A 19,990-nucleotide genomic window follows, 5' to 3' on the forward strand; every position below is an offset into this window, starting at 1 on the left:
CGTCCTACTGGTCCGAGGAGAAGCGGACCGCGCCCGCCGGGAGTGTGGCATCGCACCAGACGCGTACGCCCGCACGCAGTTCGTTGTCGGCGCCGACGGTCGCGCCGTCGCCGATCACCGTCCCCGAGAGCACCGAGCGGGCGCCGATCCGCGCGCCCGCGCCGATCAGGGAGTCCGTGATGACCGCGCCGGGTTCGACGACCGCTCCGGCGAGGATCGTGCTGCCGGCGATCCGGGCGCCCTCGCCGACGCGCGCGTTCTCGCCGACCACCGTGCCGCCGGTGAGCTTCGCGTCGGGGGCGACGGAGGCGGTGGGCAGGACCAGCCGGTCGCCGCAGCGGCCGGGGACCGCCGGGGAGGGCGCGCGGCCGAGGACGAGGTCCGCGGAGCCGCGTACGAACGCCTGGGGTGTCCCCAGATCCAGCCAGTACGTCGAGTCGACCATGCCCTGGAGGTGGGCGCCGGAGGCGAGGAGACCGGGGAAGGTCTCGCGCTCGACGGAGACGGGGCGCCCGGCGGGGATCGTGTCGATGACCGAGCGCCGGAACACGTACGCGCCCGCGTTGATCTGGTCGGTGACGATCTCCTCGGGGGTCTGCGGCTTCTCCAGGAAGGCGGTGACCCTGCCGGACGGGTCGGTCGGGACCAGGCCGTAGGCGCGCGGGTCGTCGACCTTCGTGAGGTGCAGGGAGACGTCGGCGCCCGAGCTCTCGTGCGTGGCGACGAGGGCGCGGATGTCCAGGCCCGTGAGGATGTCGCCGTTGAAGATGAGGACCGGGTCGTCGGGGTCCGAGTGCAGGCGCGCGGCCACGTTGCGGATGGCGCCGCCGGTGCCGAGGGGCTCGGTCTCCGTGACGTACTCGATGTGGAGGCCGAGCGCCGAGCCGTCCCCGAAGTACGGCTCGAAGACCTCGGCGAGGTAGGAGGTGGCGAGGACGATGTGCTCCACGCCCGCCGCGCGGGCCCGCGCCAGCTGGTGGGTGAGGAACGGGACGCCCGCCGCCGGGACCATCGGCTTGGGCGTGTGCACCGTGAGGGGCCGCAGCCGGGTTCCCTTGCCGCCGACCAGGAGGATCGCTTCTGTCACCTGTCGTCTCTGCTTCCTGCTGGGGCCGGCCGAACTTGAGTTTCGGCCGGCCAGTGTATGCAGACGGATTTGCAGATCGTGCAGTTCGCGCGGTGCCTCGGAGCTCAGCGGCCCTGGAGTCGGGCCGAGGTCGAGCGGGTCGTGCCGAGCTTCTGGTAAAGGCGCCTACCGGGGCACTCGGTGCGGAACCCGTCCCGATGCCCAGAGATCACCTGGAGCCGGACTTTCCTGCCTTTCTTGTAAAGATTGCCCCCACCCGACTTCAGGTATGTGGTGCCGCGCGGGTTGCCGCCGTACAGGCCGAGCTTCCACGCGGTCAGCCGGGCGACGGCTTTGACGGCCGCCTTCGGCGGGTTGACGGTGCTGTACGAGCCGATGACGGCGATGCCCGTGCTGTTGCTGTTGAATCCGAGAGTGTGGGCCCCGAGGACCGGCTTGGCCACACCTCCGGCACGTCCTTCGTAGATGTTTCCGCACTTGTCGACCGCGAAGTTGTAGCCGAGGTCACGCCAGCCGCCGCTCTTGACGTGGTAGCGGTAGATGCTCCGCAGCACGGATCCGGCCTGCGAGCAGCGGTAGCGGTTGCCGGACGCGCTGTGGTGCACGAAGGCGACCTTCACGGTCTTCGTGTACGCGAAGTTCTTCTCGCGGAGCTTCTCGTTGGCGCCCCAGCCCTTGCGCGTGATGATGCGCGGGCGCGGGCCGACGTACGGGCGCGCCTTGCCGACGGCGTCGGGTCCGCCGCGGGCGGCGATCAGGTCCTCCTCCGTCTGCCGCTTCGTCAGTTCGGGGATGGCCGCGGCGTCGAGGGGCGCGAGGTCCGCGTTGACGGCGGAGGCCGCGGCGCTCTCGGCGGACAGCACGCTGGTCCGCGGTGCGTCGAGGACCTGGGTGGCGCCCTGCGGCGGGGGCTCGTCGCCCGGGTCGACGAGTTCGAGGCGCAGTCCTTCGGGGAGCAGGCCGTTTTCGGAGGGGGTTGAGGTGGTGGAGGGGGCGTCGGGGTGTGCGGTGGCGGTATCGGGGTGTGCGGTGGCGGTGCGGTCCGTGGGTGAGTGGCGTTCCGCCCGTACGCGGATCTCGACGCCGTCCGAGGCGCCGACCCACAGGGGTGCGGTCGAGCCGCGGACCGCGCCGGAGCCGCGTTCGGGGGTGCCGGGGTCGGCGGCGTGTTCGTGGTTGTGGGTCTCGACGCTCTGCCAGCCGGACCAGGTGGTGGTGCCGACCGCGCGGGTGCGGACCTGGACGGTGCCGTGCAGGTCCACGTCAGGGTCGTTCCAGACGACGCCCACCAGGGAGAAGGGGCGGACGTCGCGCCGGGCCACACCCTGCTCGCTCGCCCCGGCCGGGCCGAGGGAGCGGTCGGAGGCGAGCGGGGCGAGGGGGAGGGACTGGGTGCTGCCGGGGATCCCCTCCGCTGCGGGCCCGGCGGCCGACGGTACGCCGGACGACGTCGCGGCTCTGGCGCCGGACGCCGGCAGGGTCAGGGGCAGGGTGAGGGCGGCCGCGCACGTGACGCCGATCGAGGAAGCTAGAAGTCCACGCATACAGCTGATCGTTGACATAACGACACATATCTGTCCATTGGGGAACTGACGGGTCGTCGGCCCGGAGCGGGGGTTCCCGGCGTTCCCGCTCCCCCGCCACGCCGGGGGGCGCGCGGACGCCCGCGTACCCTTGCGCCCGTGAACGCCAACGACCGCACCCCTGCCGACCTGCTGCGATCCGCGCTCGCCTCGGACCCGGGCCGGCCCCTTGTCACCTTCTACGACGACGCCACCGGTGAACGCGTGGAATTGTCCGTGGCCACCTTCGCCAATTGGGTGGCCAAGACCGCCAATCTGCTCCAGGGCGATCTCGCCGCCGAGCCCGGCGACCGGGCCGTCCTGCTGCTGCCCGCGCACTGGCAGACGGCGGTGTGGCTGCTCGCCTGTTCGTCGGTGGGCGTGGTCGCGGACGTGGGCGGCGATCCGGCGTCGGCCGACCTCGTCGTCAGCGGGCCCGACTCGCTCGATGCCGCGCGTGCCTGCTCCGGGGAGCGGGTGGCGCTCGCGCTGCGGCCGCTCGGCGGGCGTTTTCCGCAGCCGCCGGAGGGCTTCGCCGATTACGCGGTCGAGGTGCCGGGGCAGGGGGATCAATTCGCTCCGTACGCGCCGGTGGATCCTGACGAGGTCGCCCTCGTGGTGGGCGGGGTCGAGCTGACGGGGGCGGAGGCGGTGGAGCGGGCGCGTGCCGAGGCGGGGGCCCTCGGGCTGGGGCCCGGGTCGCGTGTTCTTTCGGGGCTGCCGTACGACTCGTGGGAGGGGCTTGTCGCGGGGTTGTACGGGGCGTTGGCTGTGGGTGGGTCTGTGGTGCTGTGCCGGCATCTTGATGCTTCGGGGGAAGGGGTGGGGAAGCGGGTGGCGGATGAGCGGGTGACTGTCACCTTGCGGTGACTGGCCGGGGGCCTGGGGGGGGTTCTTTCGGGTGCGGGTTCGGGGTGGCTGGTCGCGCAGTTCCCCGCGCCCCTGGACGAGCCCCCGGCTCGTCACCTGCCGTAGGGCTCCTCTTTCGGGTGCGGGCCCGTCGTGGCTGATCGCGCAGTTCCCCGCGCCCCTGAGGTCGCTACCCCTTCGTCGCCCGCTGCGGGCCGGTTCGACCGCCCGTCGCGCCCACCCGGCGCAGCCGCGCATCTCACCGGTCCCACACCCCTGGATCGGCCCCCCGCACACCACCTGCCGCAGGGCTCCTCTTTCGGGTGCGGGCCCGTCGTGGCTGATCGCGCAGTTCCCCGCGCCCCTGAGGTCGCTACCCCTTCGTCGCTGGCTGCGGGCCGGTTCGACCGCCCGTCGCGCCCACGCGGCGCAGCCGCGCATCTCACCGGTCCCGCACCCCTGGACCGGCCCCCGGCACACCACCTGCCGCAGGGCTCCTCTTTCGGGTGCGGGCCCGTCGTGGCTGATCGCGCAGTTCCCCGCGCCCCTCAGATCGCTGCCCCTTCGTCGCCAGCTGCGGCCCGGCTCGCCTGCCCGGTCGCGCCCGCGCGGCGCAGCCGCACATGTCACAGCCCCCGCCCCACCCCAGTCCCGATAAATCCCCCGTTCGGCGCACGGGTGGTGTGGGTCCGGAGGCCCGGGGGCGGTTGGGGGGGCATGGTCGTCGGTACGGGCCATGCACCGACGGAGCCATGAGGGGTGGACGCTCACGTGACCGAGGACGCAGGGATGCCTTCCGGAGGGGGCGGGGAGACGGGGGCGTCGAAGGCGGCGTACGGGCCGGGGGCGGGGGCGAGTCCCAGTGGGGTGGGGGTCGCGCGGCGCAGGCATCGCTGGCTGCGCTACACCGCGCTCGGCGCAGCCGTCGTCGTGCTCGGTGCGGGCGGCGTGGGCTGGCTGGCGTACGAGAAGCTCAACGGCAACATCACCAAGGACACGGACGCGGCCGCCGAGCTGGCCCGCTTCGAGAAGGAGCGCCCGACCGCGCTGGTGCGGGGCGCCCAGAACATCCTGCTGCTCGGCTCCGACACCCGCGCGGGGCCGGACAACAGCAAGTACGGCAAGGACCCCGGCACCCAGCGCTCGGACACCACGATCCTGCTGCACCTGGCGGCCGACCGGCGGAGCGCGACCGCCGTGTCGATCCCGCGCGACCTGATGGTGGAGATCCCCGGCTGCCGGGGCACGGACGGCTCCCGGGCCGAGCCCCGCTTCGCCCAGTTCAACTGGGCGTTCCAGCTCGGCGGGACGGCCTGCACCATTCGTACCGTCGAGAAGCTCACCAAGATCCGTGTCGACCACCACATGGTCGTGGACTTCGCCGGGTTCAAGGACATGGTCGACGCGGTCGACGGCGTACAGGTCTGCCTGCGGGCGCCGATCGACGACAGCGACGCGCACGTGAAGCTCGCGCCGGGGCTGCGGACGCTCGACGGCGAACAGGCGCTGGGTTACGTACGCGCCCGCAAGAGCCTCGGCAATGGCAGCGACACCGAGCGGATGGACCGCCAGCAGGAGTTCCTCGCCGCGCTCGTCAACAAGGTGCAGAGCAATGACGTCCTGCTGAATCCGACGAAGCTCTATCCGGTTCTCGACGCGGCGACTTCTTCGCTGACGACCGACCCCGCACTCGCGAGTCTGCGGGGTTTGTACGAACTGGTGCGCGGGATGCGCAATATCCCCACAGAACGGGTGCAGTTCCTCACGGTCCCCCGGCAGTCGTACACCTACGACGCCAATCGCGACGAGCTCGTCGAACCCGCCGCGGAACAGCTCTTCACGCGGCTGCGCACCGACACCCCGGTCGAGGTGGCCCCGCACCAGCCCGCCGGGCAGGCGCAGGAGGAGCCTTCCGGGGAGGAGGCCTCCGGCGAGGAGGCCTCCGGCGAGGAGGCCTCCGGCGAAGAAGGGTACGAGGACGAGTACGGCGGGGGCGGTGAGTCCTGGAGCGACGAGAAGCCGGACGACCCCTCGCATACGCCCTCCCCCGCGCCGACATTCCGGGGCAACACGGCCGCACGCTCCACCTGTGAGTAAAACGATCCCCAAGGGAACGCCGCGCGCCACTAAGAAATAGGGCGGATTGCCCAGTTGTAGGGGAGTGGAATTTGTCACCGGCGTCGCTCGGCGCTGAACTGGGCGGATAGTGTGAGCGATCCGGTGCGCCGGGCCTTTCGGCCACGCACCGCTGGAACGACTGACCGAGCGCCTTCTTGAGGGGGGAAAGGCGCCGCGTGGCCCCGACGGAGGACGCAGAAAACCGTGGACGCGCAAGGCCGTGGGCGGGCAGAGAACATCGACCCCGCAGACCAGTGGGTGCTCAACCCGGACACCGGCGATTACGAACTGCGACTGAGCCCTTCCGCAGGGCAGTCGGCGGTCCCGAAACCCCGTGCTTCGTCACCCCGTCAGGGCGGCCGCGGCCGCTCGGCGCCGGGGCGCGAGCGCCCCGGTCAGGGCGAGCGCGACGAGCGCCGCGAGGTGCCCGGGCAGCGCAGACGGCGCGTCAAGGAGCCGGAGCCGGGGGGCGGCGGCCGGCGCAAGCAGAATCCGCGCAAGTCCAAGGGCAAGAAGACCACCAAGGGCAAGAAGGTCCTGGTCTGGACGGGCGGCACGCTGGCCTTCCTGCTCGTCGCGGGCTGCACCGGCGGCTACCTCTACTACCAGCACCTCAACGACAACATCACGTCGATAGACGATGACGGCGCGGGCACCGGCGGCTTCAGCAAGGACCGGGCCATCAACATCCTGGTGATGGGCACCGACAAGCGCAGCGGCAGCGGCAACAAGGGGTACGGCGACGAGGGCAGTGCCGGGCACGCCGACACGACGATCCTGCTGCACGTCTCCAAGGACCGGACGAACGCGACCGCGCTGAGCATCCCGCGCGACATGATCGTCGACATCCCGGACTGCCCGACGAAGCAGGAGGACGGCAGCACGAAGAGGATCCCCGGCACGCCGAACGCCCGCTTCAACGAGAGCCTCGGCCAGAACGACCGCACGCCCAGCTGCACGATGCGTACGGTCAAGGCGATCACCGGAATCACGCCCGACCACTTCATGGTGGCCGACTTCAACGCGGTGAAGACGCTCTCCAGCGCCGTCGGCGGCGTCGAGGTCTGTCTGGCCAAGGACATCGACGACCCCAAGTCACATCTGAAGCTGGCCAAGGGCAAGCACACGATCGAGGGCGAGGACGCGCTCGCGTTCGTCCGCACGCGCCACTCCGTGGGCAACGGCGGCGACTTGAGCCGCATCGAGCTGCAGCAGCAGTTCCTCAGCTCCCTGATGCGCAAGCTCAAGTCGAGCGACACCCTCTCCAACCCGAAGAAGATGTTCAGCCTCGCGGAGGCGGGCACCGAGGCCCTCACCGTCGACTCCAAGATCGCCGACATCATGAAGCTCAAGAACCTCGGCATGGAGCTCGGCAAGCTCGACATGAAGAACCTGAGCTTCACCACGGTGCCGGTCATCGACAACCCCGCCGAGAAGGTGCACACCACGGTCGTGCCCGCCCCGGGCAAGGCCGAGCAGCTCTTCGCGATGATGCGGGCCGACGAGTCGCTGACCGCGGTGAAGCAGAAGCAGAAGAAGGAGAAGGCCGCGGTGGCCGCCCGCCTCAAGGGCCCCAAGGCCGACGCCGCCGACGTGCGGGTCGACATCTACAACGGCAGCGGCAAGACCGGCGCCGCTCAGACAACTCTCACGTGGCTGCAGAACACTGAGGGCGTGCTCAAGTCCAGCCAACTGGGGAACGCGCCCTCGGTCATCAAGAAGACGACGCTCGAGTACGCGCCGGACCAGGCCGACCAGGCCCGTCGGCTCGCCGACATCATGGGTCTTTCGGGCGGCGCCCTGAAGCCGGGCAAGAGCGAGAAGAACGCACAGGGTCTCCCGACCATGAAGCTGACACTCGGTGGCGACTTCAAGGGCGCGGGGGTGCCCATTGATGCACCGACGAAGGCGCCGAAGGACCTGAAGAAGGTCGAAGCGGACAAGACTGTGTGTGCCGAGTGACCTGAAGCGGTTGTTCTACGTCTAACAATGCGCCAAGGCGCCGTGGAACGGCCGCAGTTCAGGAACGGGGCGGGGAGGGGCTGGGGATGAGGCAGGACAGCGTGCGTAAGGAGGGGGCGCGACGGCGTGCCCCGCGCGCGAGTGATCGCGGTCGGAGCGGCGGTGCGCGCGACGGCGCGGCGGGCTCCGGCAAGCCCGCGGAAGGCGGCGGCGAGCCGCCGGAGGGCAATGGCCGGCACCGGCGCGGCACGAGCGGCGGCGAGCGGCCGCCGCGCCGCAAGCGCGGCATACTGCGCTGGTCGGCGACGGTCCTGTCCGTGCTGATACTCGGCACGGCCGGCGCCGGATACCTCTACTACCAGTACCTCAACGGCAACATCGAGACGGACGACCTGAACCTCGGCGAGCACCGGGCCCCCGAGCCCACGCCCAACGCCGCCGGGCAGACGCCCCTGAACATCCTGCTCATCGGGTCGGACGCGCGGGACTCCAAGGCGAACCAGAAGCTCGGCGGCGCGAAGGACACCTTCGGCTCGCCGCCGCTCGCGGACGTGCAGATGCTGCTCCACCTCTCGGCCGACCGCAGCAACATGTCCGTGATCAGCATGCCGCGCGACACCCTGCTCCAGATCCCCAAGTGCACGGACCCCGACGGCAAGGTCTATCCCGAGACCGGGCCGCGGTACATGACGAACGAGTCCCTGGGCCGCGGCGGCCCCGGCTGCACGGTCGCCACCTGGGAGAAGCTCACCAACATCCACATCAACCACTTCATGATGGTCGACTTCGCGGGTGTGGTCTCCATGGCGGACGCCATCGGCGGCGTGCCGGTCTGCGTGGACAAGAACATCCACTCGCGCACCAGCACGGGCAAGGGCTCGGGCCTGAAGCTGAAGAAGGGCACCACGGAGATCCAGGGCGAGCAGGCCCTGCAGTGGCTGCGCACCCGCTACGGCTTCGAGGGCGGCACCGACATCAGCCGCGCCAAGGCCCAGCACATGTACATGAACGCGCTGGTCCGCAAGCTCCGCGAGAACACCGGCCTGACCAGCCCGAACCAGCTGCGCAAGCTCGCCGACAAGGCGACGAGGGCGCTGAAGGTCGACGACGGCCTCGGCAACCTCAAGAAGCTGTACGACCTCGGCAACGAGCTCAAGAAGGTCCCGCCGTCGCGCACGACGATGACGACCATGCCGTTCGAGTACGTCGGCGCGCGCGTGATCCCCAAGCCCGGCGACGCCGAGCAGCTGTTCCGTCTCGTACGCGACGACATCCCCCTGGACGGCAAGGGCAAGAAGAAGCCGGCCAAGGAGAAGCCGTCGGACGACCCGGCGGCCGCGGACGACAAGATCGCGGTGCAGGTCCAGAACGGCACGCGCAGCGACGTGGAGCCGCCGGTCAGCGGCCGGGCGAGCACGGTGGCGCAGCTCCTCGTCGGCAAGGGCTTCACGAAGGCGACACCGGACTCCGCGACGGCGCTCGCCGAGAAGAAGACGGTCGTCCGCTACCCCAGCAAGGAGCTGGAGGGCGATGCCCAGCGGATCGCCAAGTCGCTCGGTCTTCCGCTGAGCGCGGCGAAGAAGTCGACGGACGTCTCCGGGGTGACGCTGGTCGTCGGCGCCGACTGGCGCGAGGGCGACGCCCCGCCCAAGGCGAAGAAGAAGGACGACACGACGCCGGACTCGGCGGACGCGCTCAGCGGGTCCGACAAGAAGGCGTGCATGAAGGTGGACCCTGCCTTCACCTGGTAGCCGCACGGGAGCAGTGAGAAGGCCCCGCAAGGACGCGAAGAGGGCCCCGGCTCGTGCCGGGGCCCTCTTCGCGTACGCGTATCAGGCGGCCCGCTGGGTCTCCCCGAGCACGGCCGGGCGGCGCGAAGCGATGACCTTCTTGGCGAGCGAGCGCGGGCTGGTGAGGAAGCCCCAGCCCCACGACATGTGCATGGTCGCGAGCGCCACCGGGATCCGCAGGCGGGCCTTCAGCGGCAGGCCCTTGCCCGCGGGGACGGAGCCGGCGACTATCGCCGCGAGGTAGCCGCCGGGGACGACGAAGCCCCACGGGGTGAGGGCCGCGCCCACGACGACGCCCGCCGCGATCGCGCAGACCGCCGTCGGCGGCGCGAGGTAGCGGAGGTTGATGGAGCCCTCGTGGTAGCGGGCGACGACGTGGCGCCAGCGGCCGTAGTCCTTGTACTGCTTGGCGAGGGCCTTGACGCTCGGGCGGGGGCGGTACGAGACCTTCAGCTCGGGCGAGAACCAGATCAGGCCGCCGGCCTCGCGGATGCGGAAGTTCAGCTCCCAGTCCTGGGCGCGGATGAACTCTTCGTTGTACCCGCCCTGCTGCTCCAGGGCCTCGCGCCGGAAGACGCCGAGATAGACGGTCTCGGCCTGCTGGGCCTCGCCGCCGGTGTGGAAGGCGGCGTTGCCCACGCCGATCTTCGACGTCATGGCGGCGGCGACCGCGTGCTCCCAGTCGTTCTGCCCCTCGGCGTGCATGATGCCGCCGACGTTCATCGCGCCGGTCTCCTCCAGGAGGCGGACGGCCGTCGTGATGTAGCCCGGCGAGAGGGCGGCGTGGCCGTCGACGCGTACCACGATCGGGTGGCGGGACGCCTTGATCGCGGCGTTGAGCGCCGCCGGCGTGCGCCCCGTGGGGTTGGGGACCGTGTGCACCCGGGGATCCTCCGCGACGAGCTCCGCGGCGATCTCGTCCGTGCGGTCGGTGGAGGGGCCGAGCGCGACGACGACCTCCATCTCGCCCGCGTACTCCTGCTGCAGGATCGCGTGCACGGCCTCGCGCAGGTGCCGCTCCTCGTTGAGGACCGGCATGATCACGGATACGGCTGGAGGCTGCGCCTCGGACTTCGCGTTCATCACGCGTCACGTTACCGCGAATGGGGGACACGGGTGCGCGCCGTCCGGGTCGCTACCCCGGGCCGCATTTCGTATGGGCTTACGTTTCTCGGGTCACCGGCTCGTCCACGCCCGCGCCACGGCCCGTCACGCGGAGGTGCTCCCCAACGTGCCCACACCGCCCCGCTCCCCCACGCCACGACCGCGCCGCCCCGGCCCACCGGGCCCACCGGACAGAAGGCCCGTCCGGAAGCGCGCGGGGCGGGGGAAGCGGCCGCGCTGGGTGAAGCGGGTGGTGACCGGGCTGTCCGTGGCGGTCCTTGTCGCGGCCGGCATCGGGCACTCCGTGGTCACGAGCCTCGACACGGGCATCAGGCGGGTGGACGCCTTCCGGGACATGAAGAACAGGCCCAAGCAGGGCAACGGCATGAACGTGCTGCTCGTCGGCACGGACGGCCGCGACAAGATCACGCCCGAGGAGAAGCAGAAGTACCGCCTCGGCGGCGCCCCCTGCCACTGCACGGACACGATCATGATCGTGCACATCTCCGAGGACCGGAACCGCGCGAGCGTCGTGAGCCTGCCCCGGGACAGCTACGCCGATCTGCCCGCGCACACCGACCAGACCACCCGCAAGAACCACCGCGCGCACCCCAACAAGCTCAACGCGGCCTACGCGGAGGGCGGCCCGAACCTCACCGTGCGCACCGTCGAGCACATGACGAAGGTCAAGATCGACCACTACCTGGAGGTCGACTTCCTCAGCTTCATGAAGACCGTGGACGTGCTCGGCGGCGTGGAGATCTGCACGACGCGGCCGCTGAAGGACTCGCACACCGGGCTCAGCCTGGGCGAGGGCACCCACCTCATGAACGGCGGCGAGGCGCTCCAGTACGTCCGTTCCCGGTACGTCGACGGGGCGTCCGACCTGGGCCGCATGCAGCGCCAGCAGCGTTTCCTCGCGGCGCTGATCGCGAAGGCGACGAGCGGCGGTGTCCTGCTGAACCCGGTCAAGTTCGGCGACGTGACGCGGACGCTGCTCGGCTCGGTGCGGGCGGACGGCGGCTTCGGCACGGACGAGATGCTGGATCTCGGGCGGGCGATGCGGGGCTTCTCGCCGTCGTCGTCGGAGTTCACGACCGTGCCGCTGGCCCCCCAGGGGCAGGTCGTGCCGGGCATCGGCTCGACGCTGAAGTGGCACCCGGAGAAGTCCGCGCGGCTGTTCCAGGCGCTGCGCGAGGACCGGCCGCTCGCGCCCCACCGGGTCCGGGCCAAGGGCACGCTGGTCGATGTCGCCCCGCAGCAGATCCGGGTCCAGGTGGACAACGGCACCGGGGCGCCGGGACTCGGTCAGCAGGTCGACGCGGGGCTGCGGGCGACCGGCTTCCGGACGACGGGGGTGCCGGGGAACGTGCCGGGCGCCCCGGCGAGGCCCGTCGAGCGGACCGTCGTCGCGTTCGACCCGCGGTGGGACCGGTCGGCGAAGACGCTGGCCACGGCCCTGCCGGGGTGCGAGATGCGGCAGGTGCCCGGGCAGGGCGCGACGTTGAAGGTGATCGCGGGCAAGGACTTCAGGGCGGTGCGGCCGGTGCGGGCCGAGGACGTCCAGCAGGGCGAGTTCGGGGCGGTCACCGGGGATCAGGTGGTCTGCCCGTAGCGGCGCGCGCTCCGGGCGGGCCTTTTCGGGCGCCCGGGCCGCGACCGCCGGGTGCCTCAGTCGCCTCAGTCGTCGAAGCCCTCGGCGGCCCGGGCCTCCCGCAGCTCCTTGATCGCCCGGCGGCGGGCCAGGCGGTGGGTGCGGCGGATCTGGGCTTCCTGGTAGCGGCGGCGGTCGCGGTCCGTCTCGGGGACGACCGGCGGGACCGTGCGGGGCTTGCCGTCGGCGTCGACCGCCGCGAAGACCAGGTAGGCCGAGCCGACCTGCTGGGCGGGCGTCGACTCGTTCCAGCGCTCGGCGAGGACCCGGACGCCGACCTCCATGGAGCTGCGTCCGGTCCAGTTGACCTGGGCTTTCACATGAACCAGATCGCCCACGCGGACCGGCTCGAGGAAGACCATCTCGTCCATCGAGGCGGTGACAGCGGGCCCGCCCGAGTGGCGTCCGGCGACGGCTCCCGCCGCGTCGTCCACCAGTTTCATGATCACGCCGCCGTGCACCGTGCCGAGGAGGTTGGTGTCGCTGTGGGTCATGATGTGGCTGAGCGTGGTGCGGGACGCCGAGGTCGGCTTGCCCGGAATCGCCCCGGGGGTCCGGTCGGTTTCCCCCGAAATGGACGCTGCCGAACGGGGAGCCTGGTCTGTCATGCCCTCCACCCTATGTCGGACGTATGTCCGACCTCTCCTCGGTCGCTTTGCATCAGCTCTGCAACAGCCCTGCCTCGAATTCCCGACCGCCCTGTAAGGCGCGGGTCCCCGCGCGGCACACTGGGCCACATGAGCGATTGGCCTGACGATCAGGGTGGCGGCCGGGGATACGGCCGCGGCAGCGGGAACTCCCAGCCCGAGGGAGCCCGCGCGATGCGGCACGTCCAGCGCGGCCGGCCCTCACGTCCGGCCGGGCCACCGCCCGGCGGGGTCCCGCAGCAGCCCGCGTACGACGACGGGTACGGCGACCGGCAGTACGGCGACGGGCAGCCGTACGGCGACGCACGCGACGAGGTCTTCGAGCCGCGCACCCCGCGCCGGGACCCGTACGGCCAGGGCCCCGACAACGCGTACGACAGCGGCTACAACACCGGCCAGGTCTACGGCCAGCCCGCCGGGGGCAGCGGCGGCGGTCCCGGACGCCCGGCGCGCGCCGGGCGCCCCGCGCCGAACTGGCGCAAGCGCATCAAGTGGGGCTCGATCACGCTCATCAGCGTGCTGGTCGTGACCTCCGTCGGCACGTACTTCTGGGCCGACTCCAAGCTCAAGCGGGAGGTCGACCTCTCCAAGGTCATCGAGCGGCCCGAGGGCGGCGCGGGCACGAACTACCTGATCGTGGGCTCCGACAGCCGCGAGGGCATGTCCGACGCGGAGAAGAAGGAGCTCCACACGGGCTCCGCCGAGGGCAAGCGCACCGACTCGATGATGATCCTGCACGTCGCGGACGACGGCGGGAACACCATGATCTCGCTGCCCCGCGACTCGAACGTCACGATCCCCTCCTTCAAGGGCGCCGAGTCCGGCAAGCTCTACCCGAACCAGGGCCGCCAGACGAAGCTCAACGCCGCGTACGCGGAGGACGGCCCCGAACTCCTCGTACGGACCGTGGAGTACAACACCGGCCTCCGGATCGACCACTACGCCGAGATCGGCTTCGGCGGCTTCGCCAAGATCGTGGACGCGGTCGGCGGCGTCGAGATGGACATCCCCAAGGCCTTCAAGGACAAGAAGTCCGGCGCCGACTTCGAGGCCGGCAAGCAGACGCTCGACGGCCAGCAGGCCCTCGCCTTCGTCCGCACGCGGTACGCGCTGCCCGGCAGCGACCTGGACCGCACGAAGAACCAGCAGAAGTTCCTCGCGGCCCTCGCCAACCAGGCCGCGACGCCCGGCACGGTCATGAACCCGTTCAAGCTCTACCCGACGATGGGCGCGGGCCTGGACACCCTGATCGTCGACAAGGACATGGGCCTGTTCGACGTGGCCTCCATGTTCTGGGCGATGAAGGGCGTGACCGGCGGCGACGGCAAGTCGATGAACATCCCGATCGCCGGCATGGCGGGCGGCAACGTCCTCTGGGACAAGGCCAAGGTCAAGCAGCTCGTCGAGCAGCTGAACAACGACGAGAAGGTCACGGTCTCCGGGTAACCGAACCCGGCGGGTACCCCGAACGCTCCGTCCGCCGCGAAGCCGTGGCCGCTCCGTGCCACGGTTTATTCGAACTGCCACCCGCCGACGTCCGGAGCACCCGCCATGGCAGACCTGCAGGAGGAACTGAACACCACCGCCGAGGCGGGGGCGCTCGACCCGCCCCTCGTCCCGCCCGATACCGAGCCCGATCCTGCCCACGAGCCCGAGCCCGGCACGGAACCGCGACCGGAGCCGGGCCGGTGCGCCGAGTCGGCCGATCCGGCCGAGCGGGCCCGCGCGCTGCTCGCCGCGCATCCGGTCGCCGACGGATACAGCGGCCTGCCCTGGGCGCTGCGCCAGCTCGCCTGGTACGACTTCGAGACGGGCGACAGCGTCCTGGAGAGCGACGTCCCGCGGCTGCGCGGGGGCCGGGTCGGTGCGCAGTTCTGGTCCGTGCACGTGCCCGAGGGGCAGGCCACCGACGACGTGGACCGCACCATCGGCGCCACGCTCGACCAGATCGACCTCGTGAAGCAGGTCGTCGCCGCCCACCCCGAGGCCCTGCGGATGGCCCACAACGCCTCCGAGGCCGCCGACGCGCGCAACTGCGGCCGCATCGCCACCCTCATCGGCCCGGCCCGCGGCACCGCGCTCGGCGACTCCCTGGGCACCCTGCGCATGCTGCACAGCCTCGGCCTGAGCGTGGTGACCCTCTCCGGCACGACGTGGGCCGGCGCGGGCGGCCTCACCCCGTTCGGCGAGGAGGTCGTCCGGGAGATGAACCGGCTCGGGGTCCTCGCGGACCTGTCCGGCGCGGCCGAGGTGACGGCGCGGCGGGTGCTCGCCGTCTCGAAGGCCCCGGTGGTCTTCATGCGCTCGGGGGCCCGCGCCCTGAACGACCACCCGGCGAACCTCACGGACGAGATGCTGGCCGCGGTAGGCGCCGCCAAGGGCCTGTGCCTCGTGCCGCTGACCGCCGAGCGGACCGGCCCCTCGGTGCGGGAGGTGGCGGACCACCTCGATCACGTACGCCGGGTCGCGGGGCCGGAGTGCGTCGGGATCTCCGGGACGTACGACACCTACGAGGCGCACCCGCACGGGCTCCCCGACCCGTCGGGCTATCCGCGGCTGATCGCCGAGCTCATCGAACGCGGCTGGCCCGAGGCCGAGTTGGCGCTGCTCACCTGGGGCAATGTGCAACGCGCCCTGCGCGGCGCGGACTTCACGGCGCGGGCTGCCAGGCAGCGGCGGCCCGCGTCGACGGCGACGAGGGACAGCTTGGACGGCTGACCTGCCGGCCCGGGGGCCGGAGTCAGGGTCAGGGTCAGGGTCAGGGGATCTTGCAGAGGCAGAACGGGTGGCCGACCGGGTCCGCGTAGACGCGGAAGTCGCGCTTGCCGCCGTCGTCGTCCAGGTCGAGGGGGCGCGCGCCGAGCGCGAGCACCCTCTCCTGGGCGGCGTCGAGCTCCTCGACGGTGCGGCCCGCGTCCAGGTCCAGGTGGACCTGCTGCGCGTTCACGTCGGCGCGCGGCCACTCCGGCGGGTGCAGGTCCTCGACCTTCTGGAACGACACCTTGACGCGGCCGGGCGTCACCAGGTCGACCCAGTCGCCGTCCTGCTCGATGGTGCCGCCGATGAGCTCGGCGTAGAACTCGGCGAGGGCGCGGGGATCGGGGCAGTCAAAGACGACGTTGCGCAGCCGGGCGATGGGTTCCGTCGTGTCCATCTCGTCTCCTCGTGTCTCTCGTGCTCTCCCGGCGCGCATCAGCACCGGGGCGGAACGAGTGCCCACTCACCCCATCATCACCCCTAGGCCGCAGGACGTCCCATCGCGCGGTACGTCCAGCCGGCGGCACGCCACGCCACGGGGTCCAGCGCGTTGCGGCCGTCGAGGACGATGGGGGCGGCCGCCACGGAGGCGAGCTCGGCCGGGTCCAGCTCGCGGAACTCGCGCCACTCCGTGAGGTGCAGGACGACGTCGGCGCCCCGGACGGCGTCCAGCGCCGTGTCCGCGTAGCCGAGGGTGGGGAAGAGCCTGCGGGCGTTCACCATGCCCTTGGGGTCGTACACGGTGACCTGGCCGCCCTGGAGGTGGATCTGTCCCGCCACGTTCAGGGCCGGGGAGTCGCGCACGTCGTCCGAGTCCGGCTTGAAGGTGGCGCCGAGGACCGCGACCCGCTTGCCGAGGAAGGAGCCGCCGCCCAGCGCCTCGCGCGCCATCTCGACCATCTGGCCGCGCCGCCGCATGTTGATGGAGTCGATCTCGCGCAGGAAGGTCAGGGCCTGGTCGGCACCGAGCTCGCCCGCGCGCGCCATGAAGGCCCGGATGTCCTTCGGCAGACAGCCGCCGCCGAAGCCGATCCCGGCCCGCAGGAACTTCTTGCCGATCCGGTCGTCGTGGCCGAGGGCCTCCGCCAGCTTCACGACGTCGCCGCCCGCCGCCTCGCACACCTCGGCCATGGCGTTGATGAAGGAGATCTTCGTGGCGAGGAACGAGTTCGCCGAGGTCTTCACGAGCTCGGCCGTCGGGAAGTCCGTGACGACGAAGGGCGAGCCCTCCGCGATCGGTGTCGCGTACACCTCGCGCAGCAGCTTCTCGGCGCGCTCGCTGCGCACGCCGACCACGATCCGGTCGGGGTGCAGCGTGTCCTGCACGGCGAAGCCCTCCCGCAGGAACTCCGGGTTCCAGGCCAGTTCGACCTCGTCGCCCGCCGGGGCGAGCTCCGCGAGGCGCGCCGCGAGCCGGTCGGCGCTGCCGACCGGGACGGTGGACTTGCCGACGACGAGCGCCGCCCTGGTGAGGTGCTTGGCGAGCGACTCGAAGGCGGTGTCCACATAGGACATGTCGCAGGCGTACTCGCCGTGCTTCTGCGGGGTGTTCACGCAGATGAAGTGGACGTCGCCGAAGTCGGCGGCCTCCGCCGGGTCCATCGTGAAGCGCAGCCGGCCGCTGGAGCCCTCGATGCCCGTGACGTGCTTGCGGAGGAGCTCTTCGAGGCCGGGCTCGTACATGGGGACCTCGCCCCGCTGCAGCATCTCGACCTTCTCGGGCACGACGTCGAGACCCAGCACCTCGAAGCCCAGCTCGGCCATGGCCGCGGCGTGCGTGGCGCCGAGATAGCCGGTGCCGATCACGGTGATCTTGAGGGCCATGCGCTGCTCCAGGGGTCTGCGGCTTCAGTGCGCTGACGAGCATAGTTCGCGCGTGTCCCGCCCTCTCACCGGGCACGATTCCCGCTGTCGCCAAGCTCACGTATCCCTCGCGCCGGAGGCACCACTAAAATTTGGGTTACTTAACGGTAATTAGCATCCTTGGAGCGTGAGAGACCTTGGCCGGATCGGCTGATTTCGACCTGTACCGCCCGTCCGAGGAGCACGACATGCTCCGGGACGCGATCCGCTCGCTGGCCGAGGCGAAGATCGCCCCGTTCGCCGCCGCGGTGGACGAGGAGGCCCGCTTCCCGCAGGAGGCCCACGACGCGCTCGTCGCCAACGACCTGCACGCGGTCCACGTACCGGAGTGCTACGGCGGCGCGGGCGCCGACGCGCTGGCGACCGTCATCGTGATCGAGGAAGTGGCGCGCGTCTGCGCGAGCTCCTCCCTCATCCCGGCCGTCAACAAGCTCGGCTCGCTGCCCGTCATCCTCTCCGGCTCCGAGGAGCTGAAGAAGAAGTACATGTCGCCGCTGGCCGGCGGCGAGGGCATGTTCTCGTACTGCCTCTCCGAGCCGGACGCCGGTTCGGACGCGGCGGGCATGAAGACCAAGGCCGTGCGCGACGGCGACTACTGGGTGCTCAACGGCGTCAAGCGCTGGATCACCAACGCCGGCGTCTCCGAGTACTACACGGTGATGGCCGTCACCGACCCGGAGAAGCGCTCCAAGGGCATCAGCGCGTTCGTCGTCGAGAAGGGCGACGAGGGCGTCTCCTTCGGCGCGCCGGAGAAGAAGCTCGGCATCAAGGGCTCCCCCACCCGCGAGGTCTACCTCGACAACGTCCGCATCCCCGCCGACCGCATGATCGGCGAGGAGGGCACGGGCTTCGCGACCGCCATGAAGACCCTGGACCACACCCGCATCACCATCGCGGCGCAGGCCCTCGGCATCGCGCAGGGCGCCCTCGACTACGCCAAGGGGTACGTCAAGGAGCGCAAGCAGTTCGGCAAGCCGATCGGCGACTTCCAGGGCGTGCAGTTCATGCTCGCCGACATGGCGATGAAGGTGGAGGCCGCGCGTCAGCTGACGTACGCGGCGGCCGCCAAGTCGGAGCGCGGCGACAGCGACCTCACCTTCCAGGGTGCGGCCGCGAAGTGCTTCGCCTCGGACGTGGCGATGGAGGTCACCACGGACGCGGTGCAGCTCCTTGGCGGGTACGGGTACACGCGGGACTATCCCGTCGAGCGCATGATGCGTGATGCGAAGATCACGCAGATCTACGAGGGCACGAATCAGGTTCAGCGCATCGTGATGGCGCGGAACCTGCCGTAACGCTCCCCCGGCGCCGGGGCTGGACCCTGCTTTCCAGCACCCGGCGCCTTCGGGCTGTGCCCACCCGTTCCGCCGTGCGGAACGCCTGCCCACAGCGGAAACAGCTACCCGTCGAGTTGCTCCAGGGTCGCGATCGACGGGCCCCTGCGGGACCGGAGGTCCCGTGAGACGTCCTCTGCCGCGCCGAGGACCCGCACCGTGTTCTGCCACGTCAGCTTCGCGAGGTCGGGCTTGGACCAGCCGCGGGTCAGGAGTTCCGCGAGCAGGTTCGGGTAGCCCGACACGTCGTCCAGGCCGGCCGGGGTGAACGCCGTGCCGTCGTAGTCGCCGCCGATGCCGATGTGGTCGATGCCCGCCACCTCGCGCATGTGGTCGAGGTGGTCGGCGACCGTGGCGGCCGTGGCGACGGGGCGGGGGTTGCGCTCCTCGAAGGCCGCGTGGACCTTCATGGCCTCCGGCGTCGTGTCCAGGTGGTGGAAGCCGTGCGCGCGCATGTTCTCGTCGGCGGCCAGGGTCCAGTCGACCGCCGCCTGGAGGACGAACTTCGGGACGAACGTCGCCATCGCCACGCCGCCGTTGCCCGACAACCGCTCCAGGACGTCGTCCGGGATGTTGCGCGGGTGGTCGCACACCGCCCGCGAGGACGAGTGGGAGAAGATGACCGGCGCGACCGACGTGTCCAGGGCCGCCCGCATCGTCGTCGCCGCCACGTGCGAGAGGTCCACGAGCATGCCCATGCGGTTCATCTCGCGCACGACCTCGCGGCCGAAGGGCGAGAGGCCGCCGACGCCGGGATCGTCCGTCGCCGAGTCCGCCCACGCGATGTTGTCGTTGTGCGTGAGGGTCATGTAGCGGACGCCGAGCGTGTGCAGCGCCCGCAGCGTGGCCAGGGAGTTGTTGATGGAGTGGCCGCCCTCGGCACCCATCAGGGAGGCGATGCGGCCCTCGCCCCGGGCCTTCTCCATGTCCGCGGCGGTCAGGGCCCGGGCCAGGTCGGAGGGATAGCGCGTGAGCAACTGGTCGACGCAGTCGACCTGTTCGAGCGTGGCGCTGACCGCGGCGTCGCCGGTCAGGTCCGTACGGACGTAGACCGACCAGAACTGCGCGCCGACGCCGCCCGCGCGCAGCCGGGCGATGTCCGTGTGGAGCTTGCCCGTCTGGTCGGCGGCGATGTCGAGGCGGCCGATGTCGTAACCGGCCTTCTCGCGCAGCGCCCACGGCAGGTCGTTGTGGCCGTCGGCGACGGGGAACTCGGCGAGCAGGGCCCGTGCTTCTTCCAGCTTCTCCGGATGCGTCATACCC

At 71.2% G+C, this 19,990-nt stretch carries 15 protein-coding genes; 8 read left to right on the plus strand and 7 right to left on the minus strand.

Annotated elements, in window-relative coordinates:
• Window positions 1-4: 4 nt before the first annotated feature.
• Both manB and ACZ7LU_RS33390 read right to left on the minus strand, forming a co-directional pair.
• On the minus strand, window positions 5-1,087 hold the full coding sequence (manB, locus tag ACZ7LU_RS33385; RefSeq protein ID WP_471918868.1) for a mannose-1-phosphate guanylyltransferase: 1,083 nt from the start codon (window positions 1,085-1,087) through the stop codon (window positions 5-7).
• A gap of 104 nt (window positions 1,088-1,191) precedes the next feature.
• Complete coding sequence (locus ACZ7LU_RS33390) at window positions 1,192-2,631, minus strand: peptidoglycan recognition protein family protein (protein ID WP_471918869.1); 1,440 nt, start codon at window positions 2,629-2,631, stop codon at window positions 1,192-1,194.
• Window positions 2,632-2,769: 138 nt separating this feature from the next.
• On the opposite strand from ACZ7LU_RS33390, the gene ACZ7LU_RS33395 reads away from it, so the two are divergent.
• The 4 genes from ACZ7LU_RS33395 to ACZ7LU_RS33410 all read left to right on the plus strand — a co-directional run bounded on the left by ACZ7LU_RS33395 (window position 2,770) and on the right by ACZ7LU_RS33410 (window position 9,329).
• Window positions 2,770-3,519 carry a TIGR03089 family protein gene (locus ACZ7LU_RS33395; protein WP_471918870.1) on the plus strand — a complete coding sequence of 250 codons (750 nt, stop codon included), beginning with the start codon at window positions 2,770-2,772 and terminating at the stop codon, window positions 3,517-3,519.
• A gap of 768 nt (window positions 3,520-4,287) precedes the next feature.
• Window positions 4,288-5,595 (plus strand): LCP family protein, encoded by a 1,308-nt coding sequence (locus ACZ7LU_RS33400; protein WP_471918871.1) that lies wholly within the window; start codon window positions 4,288-4,290, stop codon window positions 5,593-5,595.
• 225 nt (window positions 5,596-5,820) lie between these two features.
• On the plus strand, window positions 5,821-7,578 hold the full coding sequence (locus tag ACZ7LU_RS33405) for an LCP family protein (protein ID WP_468555942.1): 1,758 nt from the start codon (window positions 5,821-5,823) through the stop codon (window positions 7,576-7,578).
• Between the two features lie 86 nt (window positions 7,579-7,664).
• Window positions 7,665-9,329: an LCP family protein gene (locus ACZ7LU_RS33410; RefSeq protein WP_471918872.1), complete on the plus strand. Its 1,665-nt coding sequence runs from the start codon at window positions 7,665-7,667 to the stop codon at window positions 9,327-9,329.
• 81 nt (window positions 9,330-9,410) lie between these two features.
• Here the strand turns inward: ACZ7LU_RS33410 and ACZ7LU_RS33415 are convergent, their stop codons facing one another.
• Window positions 9,411-10,451: a glycosyltransferase family 2 protein gene (locus tag ACZ7LU_RS33415; protein WP_398303675.1), complete on the minus strand. Its 1,041-nt coding sequence runs from the start codon at window positions 10,449-10,451 to the stop codon at window positions 9,411-9,413.
• 148 nt (window positions 10,452-10,599) lie between these two features.
• Here ACZ7LU_RS33415 and ACZ7LU_RS33420 point away from each other — a divergent pair, with 148 nt between their 5' ends.
• Window positions 10,600-12,087: an LCP family protein gene (locus ACZ7LU_RS33420; RefSeq protein WP_468715531.1), complete on the plus strand. Its 1,488-nt coding sequence runs from the start codon at window positions 10,600-10,602 to the stop codon at window positions 12,085-12,087.
• Between the two features lie 65 nt (window positions 12,088-12,152).
• On the opposite strand, the gene ACZ7LU_RS33425 is transcribed toward ACZ7LU_RS33420, so the two are convergent.
• Window positions 12,153-12,734 (minus strand): acyl-CoA thioesterase, encoded by a 582-nt coding sequence (locus tag ACZ7LU_RS33425; RefSeq protein ID WP_398303671.1) that lies wholly within the window; start codon window positions 12,732-12,734, stop codon window positions 12,153-12,155.
• A 129-nt stretch (window positions 12,735-12,863) separates the two neighbouring features.
• Here ACZ7LU_RS33425 and ACZ7LU_RS33430 point away from each other — a divergent pair, with 129 nt between their 5' ends.
• Together ACZ7LU_RS33430 and ACZ7LU_RS33435 are read left to right on the plus strand one after the other, a co-directional pair.
• Window positions 12,864-14,219 carry an LCP family protein gene (locus tag ACZ7LU_RS33430; RefSeq protein WP_471918873.1) on the plus strand — a complete coding sequence of 452 codons (1,356 nt, stop codon included), beginning with the start codon at window positions 12,864-12,866 and terminating at the stop codon, window positions 14,217-14,219.
• A 105-nt stretch (window positions 14,220-14,324) separates the two neighbouring features.
• Window positions 14,325-15,491: a dipeptidase gene (locus tag ACZ7LU_RS33435; protein ID WP_471918874.1), complete on the plus strand. Its 1,167-nt coding sequence runs from the start codon at window positions 14,325-14,327 to the stop codon at window positions 15,489-15,491.
• A 40-nt stretch (window positions 15,492-15,531) separates the two neighbouring features.
• On the opposite strand, the gene ACZ7LU_RS33440 is transcribed toward ACZ7LU_RS33435, so the two are convergent.
• Window positions 15,532-15,927, minus strand: a complete 396-nt coding sequence (locus ACZ7LU_RS33440; RefSeq protein WP_398303665.1) for a VOC family protein — start codon at window positions 15,925-15,927, stop codon at window positions 15,532-15,534.
• A gap of 83 nt (window positions 15,928-16,010) precedes the next feature.
• Complete coding sequence (locus ACZ7LU_RS33445) at window positions 16,011-17,354, minus strand: UDP-glucose dehydrogenase family protein (RefSeq protein ID WP_398303663.1); 1,344 nt, start codon at window positions 17,352-17,354, stop codon at window positions 16,011-16,013.
• Between the two features lie 176 nt (window positions 17,355-17,530).
• Here ACZ7LU_RS33445 and ACZ7LU_RS33450 point away from each other — a divergent pair, with 176 nt between their 5' ends.
• Entirely contained in the window at window positions 17,531-18,688 is a 1,158-nt protein-coding gene (locus ACZ7LU_RS33450; RefSeq protein ID WP_468087418.1) for an acyl-CoA dehydrogenase, read from the plus strand.
• A 104-nt stretch (window positions 18,689-18,792) separates the two neighbouring features.
• Here ACZ7LU_RS33450 and ACZ7LU_RS33455 read toward each other — a convergent pair whose 3' ends face one another.
• A complete protein-coding gene (locus ACZ7LU_RS33455; protein WP_471918875.1) occupies window positions 18,793-19,986 on the minus strand; it encodes a dipeptidase in 1,194 nt (397 codons plus the stop codon).
• Between the last annotated feature and the right edge of the window lie 4 nt (window positions 19,987-19,990).

This window comes from Streptomyces sp. NPDC039462, assembly GCF_055639375.1.